The organism is Isoptericola sp. F-RaC21, from assembly GCF_038593535.1.
Classification (GTDB): Bacteria; Actinomycetota; Actinomycetes; order Actinomycetales; family Cellulomonadaceae; genus Isoptericola.
In genome coordinates this window covers 820,766-844,434 of the sequence record NZ_JBCFYX010000001.1, presented here as the reverse complement: position 1 = coordinate 844,434, position 23,669 = coordinate 820,766, and the positions used below count along the sequence as shown (strand labels likewise).

Below are 23,669 nucleotides of genomic sequence, written 5' to 3'. Positions count from 1 at the left end.
GTCAGCGGGTCGCGGACAACCAGCGCTGCAGCTCCACGGCCAGCGCGACCGGAGCGTCGAGCTGCACCAGGTGCCCGGCCCCCGGGATCAGCCGGGCGCCGGCGCCGGGGACGGCGTCCGCCAGCCGCCGTGCCCGGTCGGGCGGGATCCACGTGTCCTCCGCGCCCCACAGCACGCGCACCGGGAGGTCGAGGCCGCCCAGCAGCGGCTCGAGCTCGGCGGTGTACCTCTCGTCCGCCTGGGCGATCTGCCGGTAGAAGGCGGCCTGCCCCGCCTCGCCCGTCCACGGCGCGACGAGCGCGGCCAGGTCCTCCTCGCGCAGCGGCCGGTGCGCAGCCGTGCGCACGTACGCCTCGAGCGCACCCCGGTGCACGGCGGCGGGGGCGGCCGCGAAGACGTCGGCGTGCTCACGCACCAGCGCGAAGTAGGGCGAGCCCCACGGGCGCAGCGCCACGACGTCCACGAGGCACAGCGACGCGTACCGGGCGCCGTGCAGCAGCGCGGCCCGCAGGCTCACCGCGCCGCCGTAGTCGTGCGCGACGACGTGCGGCAGGGGCGGCGTGCCCCCGTCGGCGCCGTCGGGCCAAGCGGTGGTCCGCCAGTGCACCAGCAGGTCGGCGAACAGCTCGCCCTGCGTGCCGAGGTCGACGTCGTGCGCGGGGTCCTTGGACGACGCCCCGTAGCCCGGCATGTCCCACAGGTGCACGGTGAACTCCCCGGACAGGGCGCGGGCGTACGGCTCCCACAGCCACGACGACCACGGCGTGCCGTGGCAGAACACCAGCGGCGGGCCGGAGCCGAACGCCGTCCACGCGACCTCGCGGCCCCGCCAGGCGAACCGCCGGTCCAGCAGGGGCGCGGTGCCCGTCGCGTCGCGGGCGGGGGTGCGGGCCGGTACGTCGGTCATGCCGCGAGGCTAGGCGGCGGGCCCGACACCCGCGTCCAGCCCGTCGGTGAGCTCGCCGGTGAGGTCGAGGGTGCGGAACACGCTGGACGGGTCGGGGGAGTACGCGCCGAACGGCCCGCAGGGCACGAACCCGTGCCGCGCGTAGAGACGGCGCGCGGGCGCGAAGTACTCCTGCGGACCGGTCTCCAGGCTCACCGACGCATACCCGCGCTCGCGGGCCAGGTCCACCAGCCGGTCGAGGACCGCGCCCGCCACGCCGCGCCCGCGCGCGGGACGGGCCGTGCGCATCGACTTCACCTCGCCGCGGCCGGCGCACGTCGCGGTGGTCGGCTCGAGCTCGCTCAGTGCGCCGCAGCCCAGCAGCGACCCGTCGTCGTCTCGCGCCGTCAGGAACGTCACCGTCGGCGCCAGCAGCGCCGTCAGGTCGAGGGCGTGCACCGACTCCGCGGGGGAGGTGGCGTACATGTCGGCCAGGTGCTCGTCCAGCAGCGCGCGCACGTCCGCGGCGGCCGGGGACTCGGGGGCGATGATCACGCGGACATCGTCGCGCCGCGATGTGACGCGCACGTTTCACGCTCCCGAGCGGGGGCGACCTGACCGTCAGGGGGCGTGCACGGTCGGGTCGTCGCGCAGCACGTCCAGCAGCAGCGCCAGGATCGCGTCCGGCCGTTCCAGCACCGGCAGGTGCCCCGCCCAGTCCAGCACCGACAGCTCCGCCCCCGGCACCGACGCGGCCACGTGCCGGGCGCACGCGCGAAGCCGGTCCATGTCGTGCGCCCCCTCGACGACGAACGTGGGCACCCGGATCCCCGCCAGGTCGACCTCGACACCGTCCGGCCCCGGCTCGGGCATGCCCGCGGCGCTCGCGGCCTCGTCGGCGGCCAGCTGCACGTCGAACGCGCGGCGCTGCATGACGGCGAGCGCCGCGCGGGCGGCGTCGTCCGCGTCCGGGCCGAGCCAGGTCGCCACGTTGAGGCGCACGGCCCCGTCGACGTCCCCGGCCTCCAGCAGGCGCGCCTCCTCGGCGTCGAACGCGTCGGACGCCGGCGTGTCCGGCACGCCGGGAGCGGCGGGGCACAGCAGCACGAGCTCGCGCACCCGGCCCGGGTGCGCGGACGCGAGCTCGAGCGCGACCTTGCCGCCGAAGGACGACCCGACGACGGCGGCGTCACCGACACCGAGCTCGTCCAGGAGGGCGGCCAGGTCGCCCGCGTTGGAGTACGCGGGCGCGTCCGCCGGCAGCGGGGAGTCGCCATATCCGCGCAGGTCCGGGCGGATCACGCGGAACGTGTGCGCCAGGGCGGGCGCGACGGCGTCCCACATGCGGCGGTCCGCCACCCCGGCGTGCAGCAGGAGGACGGCGGGTGAGCCGACGTCGCCGGCGACGTCGTGAGCGAGGGTCATGCGCCCAGGCTAGGGCGTCGTCGCCCCCGGCACGACGCCTCCCGCGACCCCCGCCGGGCCGCACGCTGCGCGAACGGACCGTGCCTGGGCGACGATCGGGAAGCACCCCGACCCGCAGGAGGTTGACACCCCCGTGAAGCACCTCGGATTCCTGTCCTTCGGCCACTGGACCCCGCACCCGCAGTCCGCGACCCGCTCCGCCTCCGACGCCCTCCTGCAGTCGATCGACCTCGCCGTCGCGGCCGAGGAGCTCGGCGCCGACGGCGCGTACTTCCGCGTGCACCACTTCGCCCGCCAGCTCGCCTCACCGTTCCCGCTGCTCGCCGCCGTCGGCGCCCGCACCAGCCGCATCGAGATCGGCACCGCGGTCATCGACATGCGCTACGAGAACCCCCTGTACATGGCGGAGGACGCCGGCGCGGCCGACCTCATCGCCGGCGGACGCCTGCAGCTCGGCATCAGCCGCGGGTCACCCGAGCAGGTGATCGACGGGTTCCGCCACTTCGGGCACGAGCCCCGGCCCGGCGAGTCCGACGCCGACATGGCCCGCCGCCACACCGCCCGGTTCCTCGAGCTGCTCGACGGCGAGGGCTTCGCCGAGCCGAACCCGCGGCCCATGTTCCCGAACCCGCCCGGCCTGCTGCGCGTCGAGCCGCACTCGGAAGGACTCCGGCGGCGCGTCTGGTGGGGCGCAGGCTCGCGGGCCACGGCCGAGCAGACCGCGGCCCTCGGCATGAACCTCATGAGCTCCACCCTGCTCACCGAGGACACCGGCGTCCCGTTCCACCAGCTCCAGGCCGAGCAGATCCAGCGCTTCCGCGACGCCTGGGCGGCCGCCGGCCACGACTGGCAGCCCCGCGTCTCCGTGTCCCGCAGCATCTTCCCGATCACCGACGACCGCGACCGCGCCTACTTCGGCATGGAAGCCCTCAGCACCGACCAGGTCGGCGTCCTCGAGGGGGTGCGCGCCCGCTTCGGCAAGACCTACGCCGGGGAGATCGACGACGTCGTCACCGACCTCGCCGGCGACGAGGCCGTCGCTGCCGCCGACACCCTCCTGCTCACCGTGCCCAACCAGCTCGGCGTCGAGTACAACGCGCACCTCATCGAGAACGTCGTCCAGCACGTCGCCCCCGCGCTCGGCTGGCGCTGAGGCTCAGCCCGCCCCGCCCACCAGGTCCTCCACCACCGGGGGAGAGGTGCGATAGTCGCCCCAGCGCGCCCACCGCACCTGCACCCGCACCACCACGATCCCCGGATCCGCGAGCGACGCCGCGAACTGCGGGAACGTCGACCCGTACGCGACCGCGCACCGCTCCCGGTCCACCCCCACGGGCACGTCCGCCACGCCCTCGAGCTGCAGCGTCGTCCCGCCCGGTCCACCCACCACCACCGCCACCCGCGGATCACGCCGCACGTTCGCCACCTTGCGCGACGCCTCCCGGGCGTCGAAGACCAGCTCGCCCGACGCCGTCACCGCGAGCGTCAGGTACGCGGCCTGCGGGCCACCGTCCGGGCCCAGCGTCGACACCACCCCGTCACCCGCCGCGCGCACCTGCGCGACCACCCGCTCCAGCGCACCACCCGACAGGCCCGACGACGTCATGAGCGCGACCCTAGCGGGCACCACGCCCCCGGACGGGCGCCGCCGCCTCCACCACCCCCACCAGCGACGGCACGGCCTCCCGCCGACCCACCACGTGCACCCGGGCCCAGCCACCGGCCGGACCGCCCGCCGCCGCGACCAGGCCGGCACGCTGCGCCGCCCACCGTCGCCAGTGCCGCGCGAACGCCCCCGCCCGCACCACCCGACCCCGAGCCTCCTGACCCTCCAACGCCTCGGTGCGCCCCACGTCGACCATCACCAGCACCGGACGCCACCCCGCCCGCCGCGCCAGGCACGCCCACCACCACCGCCGCACCCGCGACGTCGCCGGGTCGTGCACCACCAGCACCCGCGCGCCGTCCCGCGGGCCACCCAGCACCGCCCGCACCACCCCCGCCAGGTGCCGCACGTGGACCACCGGCCGGTACACCGCGTACGGCACCCCGCGGGGCACCCGCGCCCGCAGGTCCCGACGCGCCGCCTCGCTGTCCAGCACCCGTATCCCCGCACGCCCCGCCACCCCCGCCAACGCCGTGCTCTTGCCCGCCCCCGGCACACCACCCACCAGCACGAACGACCCCGCCCCGTCGTCACACGCCGTCGCACGCTCGTGCACCACCGCCGTCATACGGCGCCCACACCCCTTCCCGCACCGCATCGCACGTCCACCCGTGCCCGCCCCGCACCGACCCCAACGACGGTCGGGCGGGGGCCCAGCGTGCCAGCCCCGCATGAGCGCCAGATGAGACCGCCCCCGCTCCCGCGCAGAGCCCGCCCGCCCGGTGGCACGATGCGAACCATGGCCAGCACCACGCTCCTCGGCACCGACCTGCCCCTCGCCGCCGCCCCCATGGCCGGCGGACCCACCACCCTCGACCTCCTCGCCGCCACCACCGACGCCGGCGCCTTCGCCTTCCTCGCCGGCGGCTACCAGACCCCCGACGCCCTCGCCGAGCAGGTCCGCCGCGCCCACGACCACGCACGCCCCTTCGGCGTCAACCTCTTCGTCCCCGCGACCGCGCCCGCACCCGACCCGGCGGCGCTCGCGGCCTACGCCCGGCGGATCGGGGACGACGCCGCCGCGCACGGCGTCGACCTCGACGCCGCGCTGGCCGCGGTCCCCGCGACCGACGACGACGGCTGGGCGGCGAAGATCGACCTGCTGCGCCGCGACCCCGTGCCCGTCGTCTCCTTCACGTTCGGGCCGCCCGCCGTGGCCGACGTCGGCGCGTTGCGCGCGGCCGGCTCCGTCGTCCTCGTGACCGTCACGACGCCGCAGGAGGCCGCCGCGGCCGAGGAGCTCGGGGCGGACGGCCTCGTGGTGCAGGGTCCGCGTGCGGGCGGGCACAGCGGCACGTGGGACCCGGGCCGGTCCGTCGGGGACGGCGCGACGGCCGACGCCGTCGCGGCGGTCGTCGCGGGGACGCGCCTGCCGGTGGTCGCCGCCGGGGGAGTGGACGGTGCGCCCGCCGTCGCCCGCCTCCTGCGGGCCGGCGCCCAGGCGGTCGCGGTCGGGACCCTGCTGCTGCGCGCCGACGAGGCGGGCACGTCCGCGACCCATCGGGACGCCCTCGCCGACCCGAGGTTCACGACGACGGCGGTCACGCGCGCCTTCACGGGCCGGCCCGCCCGGGCGCTGCGCAACGGTTTCCTCGTCCGGCACGACGCGCACGCCCCGGTCGGCTACCCGCAGGTGCACCACCTCACGCGCGAGCTGCGCCGCCGGGCCGCGGCGGCCGGCGACGCCGACCGGCTGCACCTGTGGGCCGGCACCGGGTACCGCAGCGCGGCCGCGGGTCCCGCGGCCGACGTCGTCCGCGGCCTCGCCGCCGGCCTGTGACGTCCGCGCGCGCCGGCGCCCGGACCCCGAGCGGGTTCGCTAGGTTGCCGTCATGACCGCCGCCTGGGACCCGCCGACCGTGCTCCGCGCCGCCGCCGAGTGGTCGTGGGTGCCGCCGGACGCGGAGTGCGTCGTCACCGACGTCACCCTCACCCGGTGGCCCGCGTGGGCGCAGGGCAGGGTCGTGCTCACCGGAGTGGCCTCCGCCCGCGGCGCGGACGACGTCCTGCGCGACGCCGTCGACCGGGCGCGGGACTGGGGGAGCGACACCCTCGGCGTCTGGGTCTCCGCCACCGGCACCCCCGACCTCACCGACGCGCTCCTCGCGCGCGGCGCCCGCCTCGAGGACACCGTGGACGTGCTCGCGCGCGGCCTCGAGCCGGGTCCCGGCGAGACGCCGGAACGCGACGGGCGCCTCGTCGTGCGACGCGTGACCGACACGGACGGGCTGCGCGACGCCGACCGCGTCGACGTCGCCGTCTGGGACCAGCAGCCCATGGACGACGACCGCCTCGCCGAGGCCGCACGCACGCTGCTGGCCGACGACAGCCGCGAGCTCCGCGTCGTCGCGTACCAGGACGGCGTGCCCGTGGCCGCCGCCGGCGTCACCCTGGCCGAGGCGCCGCTGCCCGAGCTCGGCACCGTCGCCCGGCTGTGGGGCGCCGGCACCCTGCCCGACCGCCGCGGCCGCGGCGCCTACCGCGCCCTGCTCGACGAACGGCTGCGGCTGGCGGCCGCCGCGGGCGCGTCGCTCGCCCTGGTCAAGGGCCGCGTCAGCACGTCGGCGCGCATCCTGCGCAAGGCAGGGTTCGAGCGGTACGGCGAGGAGAACTACTACCGGCTCACCCTCTGACGTCGCGGCGTCGGACCACCCTCGAGGAGGAGAACGTGGCAGCACGAACGGCAGGACGGTTCGACGACCGCGTCGCGCTGGTCACCGGCGGCGCGCACGGCATCGGCGCGGCCGCCGTGCGGCGGCTGCACGCGGAGGGGGCGGCCGTGGTGGTCGCCGACCTCGACGAGGACGCGGCCCGCCGCGCCGCCGCCGACCTCCTCGACCGTGGCCCGCGCGCCTCCGTGGTCCCGTGCGACATCCGGGACTCCGCGTCGGTGGACGCCGCCGTGGCGACGACGCTCGAGCGGCACGGCCGGCTCGACGTGCTCGTCGGCGTGGCCGGCGGCACCGGCGTCCACCCGGGCCTCCTGGACGGCATGGACGACGCCACCTGGGCCGCCGGCGTCGATCTCAACCTGGCCGGGCCGGCCCGGTGCGTGCGCGCCGCGGCCCCGCACCTGCCGCGTGGCGGGTCCGTCGTCCTCGTCGGCTCCGTGAACGGGCTGCAGGCGTTCGGGGACGAGGACTACTCCGCCGCGAAGGCCGGCCTCGTGTCCCTGGCGCAGAACCTCGCGGTGCGGCTCGGGCGCCGGGGCGTGCGGATCAACGTCGTCGCCCCGGGCACGATCCGCACCCGCGTCTGGACGGGCCGGAACGACCCCGACCGGCTCGCACCGCTGTATCCGCTCGGGCGCGTCGGCGAGCCCGACGACGTCGCCGCGGCGATCGCGTTCCTCGCCTCCGACGACGCGGCGTGGATCACCGGCGTCACCCTGCCGGTCGACGGCGGCATCCTCGCGGGCCCGCTCGCGCACTTCGAGTCGCTGGGCGGCGGGGGAGACCGCCACCGCGACGCTCCCGGGACGGCCACGGATGTCACCGATCGTTGACACCGAGTGAGATGTTACTTAGCGTTGACATCGCGTCGGATGTCGTCGCCCGTTGACATCTCGGTCCGGGGCGCGGCCGGCGGGGGAGGGGAGCCCATGATCGTCGCGAACGCCGAGCAGCTCGGCTCGCTGCTGCGTCGCGCCCGCAAGGACAAGGGGATGACGCAGGCGCAGCTCGCCGCCGCCGTCGACGTGTCCCGCCAGTGGGTCGTCGCGGCCGAGGCCGGGGCGCCCACGGCGCGGCTCGACCTGATGCTCGACGCGCTGCGCGCCGTCGACCTCGTCGTCGACGTCGTGCCCGACGAGCCGGACGACGCCCTCGACGCGGTGCTGGGGCGCGCCCGTGGCTGACCGGCCTACCGACCGGCGGGGCGACGTGCTCGACGTCTGGCTCGACGGCGCCCACGCCGGCACGCTGCGTCGCGACCGGGCGGGGGACGTCGCATTCGCCTATACGCCGGCCTACCAGTCGCTCCGGTCCGCGCCGTCGCTCTCGGCGAGCATGCCCCGCCACGTCACCGAGCACCCGCCGCACGTGACCATGCCGTGGATCGACAACCTCCTGCCGGACAACGACACCGTGCGCGCCCGCTGGGCCGCCCAGTTCGACGAGCGCCGCCCGACGGCGTTCAACCTGCTGCGGCACATGGGCGCCGACTGCGCGGGCGCCGTCCAGGTGGTGCCCGAGGGCGAGGAGCCGCACGACGGCGCCGGCAGCCGGCCGCTCGGCCCGCGCGAGATCGCCGCCCACCTGCGCGAACTGCGCGCCGACGACAGCTCGTGGGCGTTCGAGCGCCACGGCGGCCGGTTCTCGTTGGGCGGCCAGCAGGGCAAGTTCGCCCTCGCCCGCGGCGCCGACGGGTCGTGGCACCAGCCGACCGGCCGGGGTGCCAGCACCCACATCTTCAAGATCGGCGTCGACGGCGTCGCGCACTCGGCGGCGGCCGAGCTCGTCACCATGCGCGCCGCACGGGCCCTCGGGCTGCCCGTCGCCGGCGTCGAGTCGGCCTGGTTCGAGGACCAGGCCGCCGTCGTCGTCGAGCGCTTCGACCGGCTCGCCACCGGCGACGGCGCACGGCGGCTGCACCAGGAGGACCTGTGCCAGGCCCTGGGTCTGTGGCGCTCGGCGAAGTACGAGGCGGACGGCGGCCCCGGCGTGCGGGAGGTGGCCCGGCTCGTGGCCCGCGCCGTCGACCGCCGCGACCTGGCACGGTCGCGCGACGACCTCGCGCGCGCCGTCGTCTTCAACTGGGTCGCGGCGGGCACCGACGCCCACGCCAAGAACCTGGCTCTGCTGCACGTCGGTGCGCGCACCGCGCTCGCCCCGCTGTACGACCTTCTCAGCGCGAGCCTGCTGTGGCCCGCCGACGAGGTGCGCTACAAGGCGCGGCTCGCCATGAAGCTCGGCGGCGAGTACCGCCTGCGCGCGCTGGGGGCACGGCACGTCGAGCGCGCCGCCGCCGACCTCGGGGTCGACCCGGACTGGCTCCTCGACGTCGCCGCCACGTACGCCGCGGCCTGGCCCGACGCCGTCCGGGACGCCGTGGCGCACGAGCGCGACCTGGTGCCCGACGACGTCGCGGGGGAGTTCGTGGACCGCGCCGCTGCTCGGGCCAGGGACGTCGTCCGCGCGCTCGGTACGGCGGCCGACGGGGGAGAGGCGCCCGCTCGGAGCGACGGCGCCACCTGGGTCCCCGCGCACGAGCGCGCCGGCCGAACCGTCGCCGGGCACTGGCGGGCGCACCCGGGGCGCTGACGAGTCCAGGGCGCTTGACGCGTCGTGCGGCGTTCGCTTCAGAGGGCGCGGATGAGCTCGCGCAGGAAGGCGCGTGCCTCGGCGGCAAGGTCCGGAGCGAATGCGGACACCAGCCAGACGACGACGGCGGCCGCGACGACGACGGCCGCCCACCGGGACAGCGTGCGACGGGTCATGGCGACGTCCAGAGCACGCGGCGACAGTACCGGGCGTTGCGGGGCGCCCGAGAATCGTCAGTTGACGATCTCGGCGTCGCCGTAGCGCATGGCTGTGATCCGCTCGCGCCAGGCGGCCAGCGCCTCGGGCGTCTGCCGGACCCAGTCCGTCACCTCCTCGACGACGGTCAGCGGCGAGCTCGTCCGGTAGGAGCGGGTGGGGTTGCCGGGGAACTTCTTGTCGGTGACGTTCGGGTCGTCCTCGAAGGCGCCGGTCGGCTCGACGAGGTAGACGTGCGGCTCGGCGCCGTCCGGTCCGAGCATCGCGGCGATCTCGGCTGCGAGGCCCGCGCCGTCACGCAGCGCGGTGAAGTAGACGTGGTTCATGACGACCTCGGGCCGATAGTTGGAGGCGTAACCGGCGGTGAGCCGGTCACCGGGCCGAAGCCTCGCGCGCGTGCCGTGGAAGAACGGTCCGTCGTCGATCTGCGGTGCTGTCGTCACGCGACGATCATCCCAGCCAGGCATCAGAGGCCGGCTGAGGCCCGCCACACGACAGACCGATAATGCACATTATGTCATTACGAGAGGAAGAGAGCGCCGGAGCCCCTCCCTCGTGACGCACCTGCGGGGCCGACGATCACCTGTCGAGCTCGAGCGGTCGCACGCTGCGCGGCGCCGGGTTCGCCGGCTCGACGACTGCGGCAGCGAGCGCCGGTCCGCCTGAGCCGACCTGGCCTGACGCAGCGCGCTGACGCTGTCGCCGTCGGACGCTGCACCGACGTCGTCCGACATGACGCAATCCGCCATGACGCATCTCGTCGACCGCCTTCCGCGCCGCCCTTTGCGTCGCCCTCGCGGCATCGGCCGTCGCCTGCGCCGCTCGTGCGCCGCGCCGGCGACGACGATCGCCCAGGCGCGACACAGCCTGGCACCCCTTGCCTGACAGCTCCCGTCGAGGGCTCCTCGCACCCCGATCCCCCGCCGTACGGGTCGTGGACGACCTCCGTCGCCGCAAACCTCACGCACGTCGGAGGAAGCGCACCGGCCAAGGCGCAGGGCCAGGTCTCGCCATCCACGACGACGGGCGGTAGGATGATTCGGACATACGGTTCAAACCATTGTGTATGACACAACACAGTGGTCTTGCGCGAATGTGTCGACACCCCTCCACCACTGGCGCGTCGCCCGCTGGCAAGCCGCGGCGGCGCTGTCGGACGGCGCGGCTACGGTGAACGACATGGCCACTCCCCTCGGCGGGCTCGCCTTCAACGTCTTCCCCACCGCGATCGGGCACTGCGCCCTCGTGTGGCGCGAGCCGGGCGTCGTCGTGGGCTCGACACTCCCCCACGACTCGCCGCAGGCCACGCGTGACGCCGTCGCGACGTCGTACCCGTCCGCCCGTGAGGCCGCCCCTGACGCCCCGATCGCCACCGCCGTCGGCGAGGTGGTGGCCCTGCTCGAGACCGGCGGCGGGGACCTGTCCGGCATCGCCCTCGACCTCGCCGCCGTGCCCGAGTTCGACCGGCGCGTGTACGAGGTCGTCCGCACGGTCCCGGCCGGCGCCACCCTCACCTACGGCGAGGTCGCGGCGCGCCTCGGCGCGCCCGGCGCGGCGCAGGCGGTGGGCCAGGCCCTCGGCCGCAACCCCTTCCCGCCGATCGTGCCGTGCCACCGCGTGCTCGCGGCCGGCCGGCAGGTCGGGGGCTTCTCCGCACCCGGCGGGCGGCGCACCAAGCTGCGCATGCTCGAGGCCGAAGGCGTGCACCTCGAGCACCCCACCCTCTTCGACGTCTGACGCCGTCCGCGCCCCCCGACAAACCTCTCGCCCGTCCGCGGTGTCGGTGCGCGCACCTACCCTGGGGCCGGGCCGTGCGGCGGGCGTCGCCGCAGGTCACGAGCGCGGGAGGTCCGCGTCGGTCAGAGCAACGCCCTGGAGGACGAGATGGTCGCCCCGCCCCGGCTGGACCGCGTCGAGGTCGCGACCGCCGTCGACCGCTACCTCGCCTCGGTCCGGGTGGAGAGCGTGCGCGGGGTGCTCTCCCCCGCGACGGCGCGCAGCTACGAGCGGGACGTCCGCGAGTTCGCCGAGCTGGTCGGCGGCGACCGCGTGCTCGACGACGTCTCCGGGGAGGACGTCGACGACGCGCTCGTCCGGTATCAAGCCAGCCCCGACGGCCGATTCAGCGATCCCGGCCGCAAGGGGGCACCGGGCCGATCCGTCGCCACGGTCAACCGCTTCCGTCAGTCGGTCAGCCGGTTCTTCGCGCATGCCGCCCGGCAGTGCTGGGTGCAGGCGGACCCGATGCAGTGGGCCGCCCCGCCCGCTCGCTCCCGCGACCGTCTCCGGGTGGAGCGGACGGCGCTCTCGGCGTCGGCCGCGGGGGCGCTCCTGCAGGCGTCGGCGGCCCCCGACCAGCCGGTACCCGCATCGGGCGCCGGGACGCGCGCCCCGCGGTCGGACCAGGCGCTGGCCCTGCGGGACCGGCTGGTCGTCGCCCTGCTCCTCGTGCTGGGCCCGCGCGTGTCGGAGCTCGCGCGCGCCGACGTCGTCGACTTCACGCGGGAACCGGAGGAGACGCGCTGGCGGATCCTGGGCAAGGGTGGGACGGTCCGCACGGTCGCACTCTCCCCGCCCCTCGTGGCCGCGCTGGAGGAGTACCTGCACGAGCTGCGGCCGCGCCTGGCCGCGCGGCGGCCCGACGACCCGGACGCGCAGCGGGCGCTCCTGCTCACCTGGCGGGGCCGGCGCGTCGACACGCAGACGGTGCGCGCCCTCCTCGCACGCGCCGTCGAGCGGATGCCGGCCCCGTACCGCCGCCCCGCGACGCCGCACGCCCTGCGCCACACCACCGCCACCCTGCTCGTGGCCGAGGGATGGGACGTCAAGGTCGTCGCGGAGCTGCTGGGGCACCGGTCCATCGCCACCACGGGGGTGTACCTCGACCGGATCGAGGGCGAGCTCGCGGCGGCGATCCGCTCGCACCCGCTCTCGGTCGGTCTGGCAGGTCCCGCGCCGACCGCCTCCGAGCCGCCGCACGACGGGTGACATCACCGACGTACCCGACAGTTCGGCGCGCGCCCGCCTCGGCGCGTGGCTACGGTGAGCCTCGTGCCGCCTCGCTTCCCCCGCATCGCCCGCGCCCCCCGGATCCGCAAGCCCGTCCGCGTCCAGATCGACTGGCCCGCCCTGCGTCGCTACGCCACCCGCGGGGCTGCGCTCGCGGCGGCGGTGCCGGTGGCGGCCGCCGCGACGGTGATGGGCCTGGAGCGGTTCCGGCGCCACCAGTACCCGCTCGACACGCCGTTCCCGACGGCGCCGCCGTCCTCCACCGAGATCGAGGACACCACGGCGACCCTCTACACCTACGGCGCCGACCTGTACGCGGCGATGCTGGAGGCGATCCGCGGCGCCCAGCGGGAGATCTTCCTGGAGACGTACATCTGGAAGGACGACGAGGTCGGCCGCGACTTCAAGCAGGCGCTCGTAGAGGCGTCCGAGCGCGGGGTGGCGGTGTACGTCGTCTACGACGGCTTCGCGAACCTCGTGGTGCCCCGCAGCCTCTACGACATGCCGGCCGGCGTGCACGTCCTCCGCTTCCCTGCGATGCGACCGGGGCTGTTCCTGCTCGACGTGCGCCGGTCCGGCCGCGACCACCGCAAGATCCTGGTCGTGGACGACGAGACCGCGTTCGTCGGCGGGTACAACATCGGCTCCCTGTACGCGACGCAGTGGCGGGACACGCACCTGCGCCTCACCGGCCCGTCCGCGTGGGAGCTGCGCAACGCGTTCGTCGACTTCTGGAACCGGTGGCGCGGCCCGCACCTGCCGGTGCTGCAGGACGTCGGGTCTCCCCTGTGGCTGCCCGAGCTGCGGGCGGCGCGCAACGCTCCGTCGGAGCTGGTCTTCCCCATCCGCGGGATCTACCTCGACGCGATCGACCGCGCCTGCTCGCACGTGTACATCACCCAGGCGTACTTCATCCCCGACGAGGACATCCAGGCCGGCCTGCTCGCCGCCGCGGCCCGCGGGGTCGACGTGCGCGTCCTCGTGCCGGAGCGTTCGAACCACGTCGTGGCCGACTGGCTGGCCCGCGGCCACTACTCGACGCTGCTGCGCGGCGGCGTGCGGATCTTCCTGTACCAGGGGGCGATGATCCACGCGAAGACCGCCACGATCGACGGTCGCTGGACCACGGTCGGCACTGCGAACATCGACCGGCTGAGCCTCACGGGCAACTACGAGATCAACCTCGAGGTCGTCGACGGGGGCCTGGCGGCCCAGCTCGAGGACGCGTTCCGGATGGACCAGTCGAACTCGCGCGAGCTCACCCTCGACGAGTGGAAGCGCCGGCACCCGCTGTCGAAGGTCGCCGAGCGCCTCATGTCTCCCCTGCGCCCGTTCCTCTGAGGTAGGCGGCTCTCCGCCGACCGGCACGACGACGCACGCGCCGGGACGGCACCGAGACCGACGTCGTGGGCGCCGCTGTCAGCCGGCGGAGCGTGCGCGACGCCGGGCGGCGAGCTCGTCGCCCTCGTGCGGGGCGGGCTCCTCGTCCTCGAGCGACTCGGTGGGCATCTCGGACAGCGTGCCCTCGATGTCGCGCCACACCCGCCCGACGGCGATGCCGAACACGCCCTGGCCGCCCTGGACGAGGTCCACGACCTCGTCGGGGGACGTGCACTCGTAGACGGACGCGCCGTCGCTCATCAGCGTGATCTGCGCCAGGTCCTCGACGCCGCGCTCGCGCAGGTGCGTGACGGCGCTGCGGATCTGGTGCAGCGAGACCCCCGTGTCGAGGAGCCGCTTGACGACCTTGAGCACGAGGATGTCGCGGAAGCTGTAGAGGCGGTGGGTCCCGGACCCCGTCGCGGGCCGGATGGACGGCTCCACGAGCCCGGTGCGGGCCCAGTAGTCGAGCTGGCGGTAGGTGATCCCGGCGACCCGGCACGCCGTGGTGCCCCGGTAGCCCGTGGCGGCGTCCTGCTCCGTGAGGTCTTCGCCGAAGAGGAGCCCCTGGGCGCCGTGCGGCACCGAAGCACCCGTGGGGACGCTTGCCTCACCGCTGCTGTTCACTGTGCCTCCTGGTGTTCGACTCCACGCTAGGACGCCCCTGGGGGGTCGTCAACGACGTCGGCGCCCAGCGCGACCGCGTGTCGCGCTCTCCTGCCCCGCCGTCCGGGGCCACGCGCCCGACCCTCAACTTTCGACCACGACTTGAAGGTTCGCCCCTACGGTAGCCGAGTCTGACCGTCAACCCGAGGTCGAGGGTCGTCCCGGCGTGGCGTCGCGTGATCAGGGAGGCGCGTCGTCCGGCGGGGTGCCGGGCTCGTGCGGGCCTCCGGGCGTGGTGAAGTCGGCGGCGGTCACGTGGTCGAGGAAGTCGCGGAACTTCTCGACCTCGCGCTGCTGCTCGACGTCCACCACCTCGACTCCGGCGACCGCGACGACCTCGGCCGAGCAGAGCACCGGGCTCCCCGTCCGCACGGCCAGGGCGATCGCGTCCGACGCGCGCGAGTCCAGCCGGGTGCCGTTCGACAGGACGAGCTCGGCGAAGAACACCCCGCCGTCGAGCGCCACGATCTCGACCTGCTCGAGCTCCACACCCACCGCGCCGAGGAGGTCGCGCAGCAGGTCGTGCGTCATCGGTCGAGGCGTGACGAGGCCGGCCTGCGCCATCGCGATGGCCGACGCCTCACGCGCCCCGATGACGATGGGGACGGCGAGGTTCGCGGCGGCGTCGAGGAGCAGCACGACGATCTCCTGGTCGTGCTGCTGCTGCCGCACCCCGAGGACCTCCACCGGGACCATCGGTGCGTCGCTCGACTCGTCGGGTTCCACCGATCCACGGTACGTCCGGTAGGTGCCGCACGTCGCCCGGGGAGCGGGCCTGATCGAGTCCGATCGAGTAGCGGTCGAGCCGCGTCGCGTCGACGAGCCTCAGCGTGCCGTGGGATGCGCCGGGCGCTCAGACGAGGTCGTTCGAGCCCTGCCGCACCCAGGTCGAGTGCAGCCGCGCGAGCAGCTCCCCCACCTCGGCCGCGAGCTCCGCGCCCTGGGCGCGGGCGGACGGGGTCTGCTGCGAGCGGTACGGGGCGACGAGCTGGTCGACCAGGCCGACGTGGCGGTCGGCGGACGCCCGCAGGGACCGCAGGTGCCGGGGCTCGATGCCGTGCTCGGCGAGCCGGGCCGCGATCCGGACCACGTCCGGGGCGCCGTCGTCGAGCCGGCTGCCCGCCCGGGCCTGCAGCACGCCGGCACCCACGAGCTCCTGCACGAACGTCGCCGACGTGCCGGTCGCCTCCGCGACGGTCTCCACCGTCCACCGCCGGCGGGACACCTCTGCCGCGCCGCCGGCGTCCGCGAGGCGCGGCGCGGGTCCGGGAGCGGGCTCCCCCGCGTCCATCTCCGCGAGGCGCTCCTTGATGACCTTCAGCGGCAGGTACGAGTCACGCTGCTCCGTCAGGACGAACCGCAGCCGCTCGACGTCGGCGGGGCTGTACTGGCGGTAGCCCGACGGCGTCCGCACGGGGTCGATCAGCCCCTGGTCCTCGAGGAACCGCAGCTTCGAGTGCGAGACGGACGGGAACTCCGGGCCGAGCTGGGCGAGCACGTCGGAGATCCGCATCGTCGCCTGGCGCGAGATCCCCCGCGGCCAGGGTTCGGGCGCGCCGGCCGGCTCCTCGCCCTGCGCGGCGTGCGCCGCCGTCACGACGCGGGCGCCTGCGGGTCCCGCGGCGCCTGCGGGCTGGCGTGGAACGACATGCGGAACTTGCCGATCTGCACCTCGTCGCCGGTCGTCAGCGGCGCCGCGTCGATACGCTCCCGGTTGACGTACGTGCCGTTGAGGGAGCCGATGTCGCGGACGACGAACCGGTCGCCCTCCCGGGCGAACTCCGCGTGCTTGCGCGACACGGTCACGTCGTCCAGGAAGATGTCCGCCTGCTCGCTGCGGCCCGCGACCGCTCGGTCGGAGTCGAGCAGGAACCGTTCGCCGACCGCGCCCGAGCCGTACTGCACCACCAGGAGCGCCGAGTGCCGCGGCAGCGCCGCGACGGCGGCGGCCTCCTCCGCGGTGAGCGGGATCCGGAACGCCTGCTCCTCCGCGGGCGCGCCCACGCGCCCCAGGTGCGCGGTGGTGTCCGCGGCCGCCTGGTGCGGCGGGAGAGGGCGGGGGTCCGTCATCAGTCCTCCTGTGAGGTCGGGCCGGTGGGTCGGGCGACGCTGCCGGCCGAACGGGCCCCGGTGACCGGTGCCCACGGATGGCCGGCTGTGCGTCCGACGTGCGCCGTCGTCCGACAAACCTACCCCGACCGGGCCACGGGCGGGAAGCCCGTCCACCGCCGTCAGGCGCCGTCGGGGCACGTGGGAGGGCCCGACGAGGGACGGTCAGTCGTGCTCGCGCTCCGGCTGTGCGTACTCGGGCTCCCCCGGCGGCGTCACCGCCGTGATCTTCACCTCGTCCTCGCGGGCGGTCGACGCCTCGGCCCCCGCCGTGCGCACCGTCGCGAGCGCGCCGCCGGGGATCTCCAGCGCGCGGTCCAACGTCTCGGGGTCGCCCACCACGGTCCACTCGTACGGGGAGGTCAGCGTGGTGCCGTCGACGACGATCGCGTCCCCTTTGTCCTCGAACCAGGTCGAGGTGACGAGGCGCACCCCGTTGAGCTCGACGACCTCGGCCCCCGCGTTGCGCAGCTCCTCGAGCACGTTGAACATCTGCGACGCCTTGAGCGCACCCGCCGGGTCCTGGATCGTGACGCGCACCCCCGGGCCCTGTGCCGGCAGGCGGCCCGAGAGGATGCCCTCGGACTCCGCCCGCTGCTGCGCGAGCTCGAGCGCCGACCGTGCCTGCCCGGAGCCGGACTCCAGCTCGTCGCGCGTCGCCTCGAGCCCGGAGACCTCGTCCCCCAGCTGCTGCGCGCGGTCGGTCACCTCGTCGAGCAGGCGCACCAGGTCCTCCTGCCGCGCCGACGACAGTTGGTCCGACGCCGACTGCTGCACCTGCACGACGAGCGCGAAGCCCAGCGCCGCGCACAGCACGCCCGCCAGCACCTGGGACCGGCTCGCCCGGGGCCGCAGCGCGGCGCCCAGCCGACGCCACCCGCTCGGAGCATCGGCTGCGGCCGCCCCGGTGGCGGTTGACGCCTCCGAGGTCCTCGGCTCGGTCCCGGCCTCCGCCGGGTCCGGCGGGAGCGCGTCCGCCTCCGGCTCGTTCACCTCGGCCGCCTCGGGCAAGGTCCCGGGGACGTCTTGCTCCGGACCGCGGTCCGCCGGCTCCGTGTCCGTGTCGACGGGGGACGGCTCCGCCACCGGCCCGACGCCGTCGCTCGCGTCGACGTCCGCCGGTACCTCGTCGTCGTCCTCGCGGGTGTCGTCCGCCTCGGCGCGCGACTCCTCGCCCGTCCCCGGGTCGCCGCCGGGGACGGTGTCGTCCTGCGGGGTGTCGTCCTGCGGGTCGTCGTCCTGCGGGTCGTCGTCCGGCGAGGGCGCACCGTCCGCGACGTCCTGGGCGGTGGTCTCCGTGACCTGGGTGTCGGCGGCGTCGGCCACGGGCCCGGGCTCCTCGGGGGACGCCGGGCCCTGCGGGGCGTCGGGCTGCTCGCCCGCCGCGTCCGGGGCCTCCTCCCGCCCGGCCTCGGCCCCGTCCTCCTGCTCGGCGCTCGCGGACGTGCCCGCACCGTCGTCCGGGGTGACCGGATCCGGCGTCCCGGTGGTCACGTCGTCGTCCTGACCGCTCGCGGCATCGGGGGCGTCGGGGTTCTCGGGACGGTCGTCCCTCGGGTCGCTCATCAGCCGCTCACGCCTTGAACAGGTGACGACGGATCGCCGCCGCGTTCGAGAAGATCCGGATGCCCAGCACCACCACGACCGCGGTCGACAGCTGGGCGCCCACGCCCAGCTGGTCGCCGAGGAACACGATGAACGCCGCGACGACCACGTTCGACAGGAACGACACCAGGAACACCTTGTCGTCGAACAGGCCGTCCAGCTTGGCGCGCAGGCCCCCGAACAGGGCGTCCAGCGCGGCCACCACCGCGATCGGCAGGTACGGCTGCAACGCCACCGGCACGGTCGGCTGCAGCACCAGACCGGCGACCACGCCGATCACGAGCCCGATCGCGGCGATCATGAGCGTTCCTCCTCGGTGTCCGACGGCGACGTCGTCCGTGACGTGCCCTCTTGGCTGTCCTGCGGGTCGTCTCCCGGCTGCGAGGACTCCCCCGCCCCCGACGGCGACGCGTACCGCAGGGTCTGGTTCCCCACGCCCGGCAGCGACAGGTCGCTCTGCGGGGTCACGCTCGACTGGATCCCGTAGCGCGACCCCAGCAGCTGCAGGTACGCCGGGGCGCCGGAGCGAGCGTACGCGGTCTGCAGGTCGTCGGGGTCACCGATCGCCCGGATCGTGTAGGTGGGCCCGGGCAGCGGCACGAGGTCCACCAGGATGGCGTCCCCCGCGTTGCGGATCGCCGACAGCGACGTCAGCCGCTGGTCGTCCACGGAGACCGCCTCCGCGCCCGCGGCCCACAGCGCGTTCACCACGGTCTGCACGTCCGCGTCCCGCACACGGGCGCTCGCGTCCGGCTCCGACTCCGACTGCGCGGCGTCGCCGTCCGACAGGGAGACCACCAGGCCCGGGCCGCTCACGGCCGCCGACCCGCTCACCACGCCGTCGCGCTGCAGCGTCTGCAGCAGGCCCGGGTCCTCGCTGGCGAGCGCGGTGTGCTGCAGGTCCTCGATCTCGTCGCTCAGCGCCACCGACCGGCCCTGCAGCGACTCCACCTCCGTGCGCCGGTCCACGATCTGGTTCTCCAGCACCTGGCGAGCCGCCGCCACGTCGGCCTGGGGCGCTCGCAGCTGCCGCGCCGCCGACACCGTCAGCAGGCCCAGCAGCGCGGCGAGCAGCAGCAGGAGCACGACGGAGAGCCCCCGGCGTCCCGTCGGACGGCCGGCCCGCGCCGCCTCCGCACGCCGCTCGGCCTCCTCCGCGTACCCCGGGTCGAGGGGCTTCTCCATCACCTCGACGAGCAGGGTCATCGACTCGTCCGGGCGCCGCTGCCTCGGGGGGCGCACGGGGGTCGTCACGCCTCACCCTCCGTGCCCTCGGCGGCCGGGCCGGCGCTCGCGGACCCCAGCAGCTCGCGCGCCTGCCGCACGTACTGCACGCCCGCCACCCAGTACAGGCCGACGCCCCACCACGTGAACGCCCAGCCCACGACGTGCGCCGCCGCGCCGACCGCGCCCGGCACCGTCGCCAGGAGGAGCAGCGGGAACGCGTACAGGAGCGCGAACGTCCCGGCCTTGCCCACGAAGCTCACCGGCAGGGGCCCGTAGCCGTGCCGCGCGAGCACCGGCAGCAGGCACGCGAGCATCACGTCGCGGGCCACGATCACCACGAGGATCCACAGCGGGATGACGTCCCGCCAGGTCAGGCCGATCAGGGTGACGAAGATGAAGAGGCGGTCCGCCGCCGGGTCGAGCATCTGCCCCAGCCGCGTCACCTGGTGCAGGCGCCGCGCCAGCACGCCGTCGAGCCAGTCCGTGAAGCCGGAGAAGGCCAGGACCGCCAGGGCCCACACGTCCTCGCCCACCACGATCAGCACCGCGAACACCGGCACCAGCGCCAGACGCAGCACGCTCACCAGGTTCGGGATCGTGAAGACCCGGCTGCTGATCTCCTGGCCCTCCTGCACGGGGCACATCCTACGCACGCGCCCTGCGCCCAGTGGCCGAACTCACCGGCACCCGCCGGACCGCACACCGCCCCGGCCGGTAGACTGGGACGAACCTTCGGAGTTCGTCGTGCCTCCCGCGTGTTCGTTGTGCCCCGCTCAGAGCGGGGCAGGTGTGTGTCCGGGACCGAGCGACCGCGCCGCCGCCCCTGGCGGCGCAGGACTCCTCCCCCACCACCCACAGAACGGTGACCGCTCTTGAGCACCCCTGACTCCACCCTGCCCACCGGCCAGTCCGCCGAGCAGGACCCCACCTTCGCCGACCTCGGCCTCCCCGCACCGCTGCAGGCCGCCGTCGACGACCTCGGCTTCACGACGCCGTCGCCCATCCAGGCGCGCGCCATCCCCGAGCTCCTCGCCGGCCGCGACATCACCGGCGTCGCCCAGACCGGTACCGGCAAGACGGCTGCGTTCGGCATCCCGCTGCTCGCCGCCCTCGACCCGCAGGCCGACGTCGCCGGCGGGCACGTGCAGGCCCTCGTCCTCGCTCCCACCCGCGAGCTCGCGCTCCAGGTCTCCGAGGCCGTCGAGTCCTTCGCCACCCACCTGCCCGGCGTGCGCGTCACCTCCGTGTACGGTGGATCCCCCTACCAGCCGCAGCAGCGCGCCCTGCGCGACGGCGTCCACGTCGTCGTCGGCACCCCCGGCCGCGTCATGGACCACCTGGAGCGCGGCACCCTCTCCCTCGACGGCGTGAAGTTCCTCGTGCTCGACGAGGCCGACGAGATGCTCCGCATGGGCTTCGCCGAGGACGTCGAGACGATCTTCGGCCAGGCCCCCGCGAAGCGACAGGTCGCCCTGTTCTCCGCGACCATGCCGCCCGCCATCCGCGCCGTCGCCGAGACGCACCTCAACGACCCGGTCGCCATCGCCGTCTCCCGCCAGTCCTCCACCGTGTCGACCGTCGAGCAGACGTACGCCGTCGTGCCGTTCCGGCACAAGATCGGCTCCCTCGTCCGCGTGCTGGCCACCTCCGACGCCGACGCCACCATCGTCTTCACTCGCACCCGCAAGGACGCCGAGGAGGTCGGCTCCGCCCTCGTGGAGCGCGGCATCTCCGCCGCCACCATCTCCGGCGACGTCGCCCAGAAGGAGCGCGAGAAGATCGTCGAGCGCCTCAAGTCCGGCGCCGTCGACGTGCTCGTCGCCACCGACGTCGCCGCCCGCGGCCTCGACGTCGACCGCATCGGCCTCGTCGTCAACTTCGACATCCCCCGCGAGGCCGAGGCCTACGTGCACCGCATCGGCCGCACCGGGCGTGCCGGCCGCACCGGCCGTGCCCTGTCGTTCGTCACCCCCCACGAGCGCGGCAAGCTCAAGCACATCGAGCGCACCATCCGCGCCACCCTCGCCGAGGTCGAGATCCCGTCGCCCCGCGACGTCTCCGAGCACCGCGCCCGGCGCCTCCTCGACGCGGTGGGCACGCGCATCGAGGCGGGCCGGCTGGACCTGTACACCCGGATGCTGCAGGAGCGCGCCGCTGCCGCCACCGCGACGCCCGCGGGCTCGGAGGACGACGGCACGCCGGCTCCCGCCGAGGGCGCCGACGACGCCCTGCAGGTCGCGGCCGCCCTCCTGGCGCTCGCGGTCGGCGACGACGGCCCGCAGCAGCGCGCGGCCCAGGAGGAGCACGAGCGCGAGCGGGCCGAGGCGAAGGGCGGACGCACGCGCGAGACGCACCGCGCCGAGCGGACCGAGCGCGACGGCGACCGCACCGGACGCCACCCCCGCTCCGACCGCGACGACCGTGGCCGCGGCATCCGCCGTCCCGCCGCCGGCACGCGGTACCGCATCTCCGTCGGGCACACCCACGGCGCGCAGCCGCGCGGCATCGTCGGGGCGCTCACGCACGAGGGCGGCCTGTCGGGCAGCGACATCGGCAAGATCGACATCTTCGGGAACTTCTCCCTGGTCGACATCACCCGCCCGCTCGACGACGCGGACATGAACCGCATCGGCCGTGCCCACGTGGCAGGGAAGGCGCTCCGCATCGCCGTCGACAAGGGCGCCCCCGAGCGGCGCGCCCCGCGCACGGAGCGGCCCCGCACCGACCGGCGCCCGGCCCACACGGCCTGACGTCCCCGGACGTCGAGACAGCACGAAGCCCCGCGAGCCGAACGGCTCGCGGGGCTTCGTCGTGCGGGACGGCGTCGGGGCGTTCAGGTGCGGTCCGGCGCCTCGCCGAAGCGCACGACCAGGGACCGCAGGCGCCGCGCCTCCGCCATGCCGCGCTCCCCGTCGGCGCGCTGGATGCCCATCACGGCGATCGTGCCGCCGTCGGCGAGGTCGAGCCGCACCCACGGGTCGTTCGGGCCGAGCCGCACCTCGACGATCTCGGGCCACGCGAGCGTCCGGGAGCGGACCAGGTTGCGCACCCGCAGGCCGCGCTCCGACGGCACGGCGTGCACGCCGCCGAGCCGCCACAGCAGCCAGCTGACGCCCAGCGCGAAGACCACGAAGGAGATCTTGTTCACCGCGGCGGCACCCATCGGTCCGTTCGAGCCGAGGCCGACCACCACGCTCCCCACGCCGGCCACGACCCACACGAACCAGGCGGAGACCTGGCCCCACAACGGGCGGAACGTGCGGAACTCCGGCGTGCTCATGCCCACCACGCTGCCACCGCCCACGGGTGCTCGTTAGGCCGGCGGGCGCCGGCCCGACGGGTCACAGCCGGCTGGCGTGGATGGAGGTCACGATGATGCCGCGCGCCCCCACCTCGTACAGCGCGTCCATCACGCGGTTGGTCTCCGAGCGCTTGACCATCGACCGCACCGCCGCCGACTCGCCGTTGTGCAGCGGGGACACGGTCGGCGACTCGAAGCCCGGGGTGACGGCCACCGCGGCGTCCACCAGCTCCATCGGCACGTCGTAGTCCATGAGCACGTACTCGTGGGCCGTGATCACGCCCTGCAGGCGGCGGGTGAGCACGTCCAGGCCCGCCGGCTCCGCCATGTCGCTGCGACGGATGAGCAGCGCCTCGGAGCGCAGGATCGGCTCGCCGAACACCTCGAGGCCCGCCGCGCGCAGCGTGGTCCCCGTCTCGACCACGTCGGCGATGACGTCCGCCACGCCGAGGCGCACGGAGCTCTCCACCGCACCGTCCAGGTGCACCACCGCCGACGGTTCGATCCCCCGCTCGCGCAGGTACGAGCGGACCAGCGTGTCGTACGACGACGCCACCCGGCGCCCCGCGATCTGCGCGACGTCCGTCACCGTCCCGGCGGGCGCGGCGAAGCGGAACGTCGAGGCCGCGAAGCCGAGGGGCAGGTGCTCGACGGCGTCGGCGCCCGAGTCGAGCAGCAGGTCGCGGCCGGTGATGCCGACGTCGACGGTGCCCGACCCCACGTACACCGCGACGTCGCGCGGGCGCAGGAAGAAGAACTCGGCGCCGTTGTCGGGGTCGGCGAGCACGAGCTCGCGGGTGTCGCGGCGCTGGCGGTAGCCCGCCTCGCGCAGCATGTCGGAGGCCGGGGCGGACAGGGATCCCTTGTTGGGGACGGCGATGCGGAGCACGGAGGTTACCTCGTTCGGATCAGGTCGGG

At 75.3% G+C, this 23,669-nt stretch carries 27 protein-coding genes; 10 read left to right on the top strand and 17 right to left on the bottom strand.

What is annotated here, in order from left to right; translation table 11 throughout:
- Position 1: 1 nt before the first annotated feature.
- From AAG589_RS03950 to AAG589_RS03940, 3 genes are all read right to left on the bottom strand, one after another.
- Entirely contained in the window at positions 2–907 is a 906-nt protein-coding gene (locus tag AAG589_RS03950) for an alpha/beta fold hydrolase (RefSeq protein WP_430565929.1), read from the bottom strand.
- A 9-nt stretch (positions 908–916) separates the two neighbouring features.
- Entirely contained in the window at positions 917–1,441 is a 525-nt protein-coding gene (locus AAG589_RS03945) for a GNAT family N-acetyltransferase (RefSeq protein ID WP_430565928.1), read from the bottom strand.
- Between the two features lie 66 nt (positions 1,442–1,507).
- A complete protein-coding gene (locus AAG589_RS03940) occupies positions 1,508–2,311 on the bottom strand; it encodes an alpha/beta fold hydrolase (protein WP_430565927.1) in 804 nt (267 codons plus the stop codon).
- A gap of 133 nt (positions 2,312–2,444) precedes the next feature.
- On the opposite strand from AAG589_RS03940, the gene AAG589_RS03935 reads away from it, so the two are divergent.
- Complete coding sequence (locus AAG589_RS03935; protein ID WP_430565926.1) at positions 2,445–3,464, top strand: LLM class flavin-dependent oxidoreductase; 1,020 nt, start codon at positions 2,445–2,447, stop codon at positions 3,462–3,464.
- A gap of 3 nt (positions 3,465–3,467) precedes the next feature.
- Here the strand turns inward: AAG589_RS03935 and AAG589_RS03930 are convergent, their stop codons facing one another.
- Positions 3,468–3,917, bottom strand: a complete 450-nt coding sequence (locus tag AAG589_RS03930) for a pyridoxamine 5'-phosphate oxidase family protein (RefSeq protein WP_430565925.1) — start codon at positions 3,915–3,917, stop codon at positions 3,468–3,470.
- Between the two features lie 10 nt (positions 3,918–3,927).
- Positions 3,928–4,533: an AAA family ATPase gene (locus tag AAG589_RS03925; RefSeq protein WP_430565924.1), complete on the bottom strand. Its 606-nt coding sequence runs from the start codon at positions 4,531–4,533 to the stop codon at positions 3,928–3,930.
- Between the two features lie 183 nt (positions 4,534–4,716).
- On the opposite strand from AAG589_RS03925, the gene AAG589_RS03920 reads away from it, so the two are divergent.
- From AAG589_RS03920 to AAG589_RS03900, 5 genes are all read left to right on the top strand, one after another.
- Positions 4,717–5,757 (top strand): nitronate monooxygenase, encoded by a 1,041-nt coding sequence (locus tag AAG589_RS03920; protein ID WP_430565923.1) that lies wholly within the window; start codon positions 4,717–4,719, stop codon positions 5,755–5,757.
- Between the two features lie 52 nt (positions 5,758–5,809).
- Positions 5,810–6,610 carry a GNAT family N-acetyltransferase gene (locus AAG589_RS03915; RefSeq protein WP_430565922.1) on the top strand — a complete coding sequence of 267 codons (801 nt, stop codon included), beginning with the start codon at positions 5,810–5,812 and terminating at the stop codon, positions 6,608–6,610.
- 35 nt (positions 6,611–6,645) lie between these two features.
- The gene (locus AAG589_RS03910; RefSeq protein WP_430565921.1) at positions 6,646–7,482 is read left to right on the top strand and encodes an SDR family NAD(P)-dependent oxidoreductase; all 837 of its coding nucleotides are present in this window, start codon (positions 6,646–6,648) and stop codon (positions 7,480–7,482) included.
- A 96-nt stretch (positions 7,483–7,578) separates the two neighbouring features.
- On the top strand, positions 7,579–7,833 hold the full coding sequence (locus AAG589_RS03905; protein ID WP_430565920.1) for a helix-turn-helix domain-containing protein: 255 nt from the start codon (positions 7,579–7,581) through the stop codon (positions 7,831–7,833).
- On the top strand, positions 7,826–9,238 hold the full coding sequence (locus AAG589_RS03900; protein WP_430565919.1) for a type II toxin-antitoxin system HipA family toxin: 1,413 nt from the start codon (positions 7,826–7,828) through the stop codon (positions 9,236–9,238). The genes AAG589_RS03905 and AAG589_RS03900 overlap by 8 nt, the downstream gene beginning before the upstream one ends.
- A gap of 38 nt (positions 9,239–9,276) precedes the next feature.
- Here the strand turns inward: AAG589_RS03900 and AAG589_RS03895 are convergent, their stop codons facing one another.
- Positions 9,277–9,414, bottom strand: a complete 138-nt coding sequence (locus AAG589_RS03895; RefSeq protein ID WP_430565918.1) for a hypothetical protein — start codon at positions 9,412–9,414, stop codon at positions 9,277–9,279.
- Between the two features lie 57 nt (positions 9,415–9,471).
- Positions 9,472–9,897, bottom strand: coding sequence for an NAD(+)--rifampin ADP-ribosyltransferase (gene arr, locus AAG589_RS03890; protein ID WP_430565917.1), 426 nt, complete (start codon positions 9,895–9,897; stop codon positions 9,472–9,474).
- 736 nt (positions 9,898–10,633) lie between these two features.
- On the opposite strand from arr, the gene AAG589_RS03885 reads away from it, so the two are divergent.
- The 3 genes from AAG589_RS03885 (at position 10,634) to AAG589_RS03875 (ending at position 13,804) form a co-directional block, all read left to right on the top strand.
- Positions 10,634–11,191, top strand: a complete 558-nt coding sequence (locus tag AAG589_RS03885; protein WP_430565916.1) for a methylated-DNA--[protein]-cysteine S-methyltransferase — start codon at positions 10,634–10,636, stop codon at positions 11,189–11,191.
- Between the two features lie 147 nt (positions 11,192–11,338).
- Entirely contained in the window at positions 11,339–12,442 is a 1,104-nt protein-coding gene (locus AAG589_RS03880) for a tyrosine-type recombinase/integrase (protein WP_430565915.1), read from the top strand.
- A 63-nt stretch (positions 12,443–12,505) separates the two neighbouring features.
- Positions 12,506–13,804 carry a phospholipase D-like domain-containing protein gene (locus AAG589_RS03875; RefSeq protein ID WP_430565914.1) on the top strand — a complete coding sequence of 433 codons (1,299 nt, stop codon included), beginning with the start codon at positions 12,506–12,508 and terminating at the stop codon, positions 13,802–13,804.
- A 78-nt stretch (positions 13,805–13,882) separates the two neighbouring features.
- On the opposite strand, the gene AAG589_RS03870 is transcribed toward AAG589_RS03875, so the two are convergent.
- The 8 genes from AAG589_RS03870 to AAG589_RS03835 form a co-directional block, all read right to left on the bottom strand.
- Positions 13,883–14,470 carry a MerR family transcriptional regulator gene (locus tag AAG589_RS03870; RefSeq protein WP_430565913.1) on the bottom strand — a complete coding sequence of 196 codons (588 nt, stop codon included), beginning with the start codon at positions 14,468–14,470 and terminating at the stop codon, positions 13,883–13,885.
- A 219-nt stretch (positions 14,471–14,689) separates the two neighbouring features.
- Complete coding sequence (locus AAG589_RS03865; protein WP_430566225.1) at positions 14,690–15,205, bottom strand: bifunctional nuclease family protein; 516 nt, start codon at positions 15,203–15,205, stop codon at positions 14,690–14,692.
- A 157-nt stretch (positions 15,206–15,362) separates the two neighbouring features.
- Positions 15,363–16,106, bottom strand: coding sequence for a transcriptional regulator FtsR (gene ftsR / locus AAG589_RS03860; protein ID WP_430565912.1), 744 nt, complete (start codon positions 16,104–16,106; stop codon positions 15,363–15,365).
- Entirely contained in the window at positions 16,103–16,579 is a 477-nt protein-coding gene (locus tag AAG589_RS03855; protein WP_430565911.1) for an FHA domain-containing protein, read from the bottom strand. The genes ftsR and AAG589_RS03855 overlap by 4 nt, the downstream gene beginning before the upstream one ends.
- Before the next feature lie 204 nt (positions 16,580–16,783).
- Positions 16,784–18,184 carry a DUF881 domain-containing protein gene (locus tag AAG589_RS03850; RefSeq protein ID WP_430565910.1) on the bottom strand — a complete coding sequence of 467 codons (1,401 nt, stop codon included), beginning with the start codon at positions 18,182–18,184 and terminating at the stop codon, positions 16,784–16,786.
- Positions 18,185–18,191: 7 nt separating this feature from the next.
- Entirely contained in the window at positions 18,192–18,524 is a 333-nt protein-coding gene (locus AAG589_RS03845; protein WP_430558803.1) for a small basic family protein, read from the bottom strand.
- Entirely contained in the window at positions 18,521–19,477 is a 957-nt protein-coding gene (locus AAG589_RS03840; protein ID WP_430565909.1) for a DUF881 domain-containing protein, read from the bottom strand. The genes AAG589_RS03845 and AAG589_RS03840 overlap by 4 nt, the downstream gene beginning before the upstream one ends.
- Complete coding sequence (locus AAG589_RS03835; protein ID WP_430565908.1) at positions 19,474–20,085, bottom strand: CDP-alcohol phosphatidyltransferase family protein; 612 nt, start codon at positions 20,083–20,085, stop codon at positions 19,474–19,476. Before AAG589_RS03835 ends, AAG589_RS03840 begins: the two co-directional genes overlap by 4 nt.
- 237 nt (positions 20,086–20,322) lie before the next feature.
- On the opposite strand from AAG589_RS03835, the gene AAG589_RS03830 reads away from it, so the two are divergent.
- On the top strand, positions 20,323–22,200 hold the full coding sequence (locus AAG589_RS03830; RefSeq protein ID WP_430565907.1) for a DEAD/DEAH box helicase: 1,878 nt from the start codon (positions 20,323–20,325) through the stop codon (positions 22,198–22,200).
- 83 nt (positions 22,201–22,283) lie between these two features.
- On the opposite strand, the gene AAG589_RS03825 is transcribed toward AAG589_RS03830, so the two are convergent.
- Both AAG589_RS03825 and hisG read right to left on the bottom strand, forming a co-directional pair.
- Positions 22,284–22,730, bottom strand: a complete 447-nt coding sequence (locus AAG589_RS03825; protein WP_430565906.1) for a PH domain-containing protein — start codon at positions 22,728–22,730, stop codon at positions 22,284–22,286.
- A gap of 61 nt (positions 22,731–22,791) precedes the next feature.
- A complete protein-coding gene (gene hisG / locus AAG589_RS03820; RefSeq protein ID WP_430565905.1) occupies positions 22,792–23,640 on the bottom strand; it encodes an ATP phosphoribosyltransferase in 849 nt (282 codons plus the stop codon).
- Positions 23,641–23,669 lie beyond the last annotated feature (29 nt).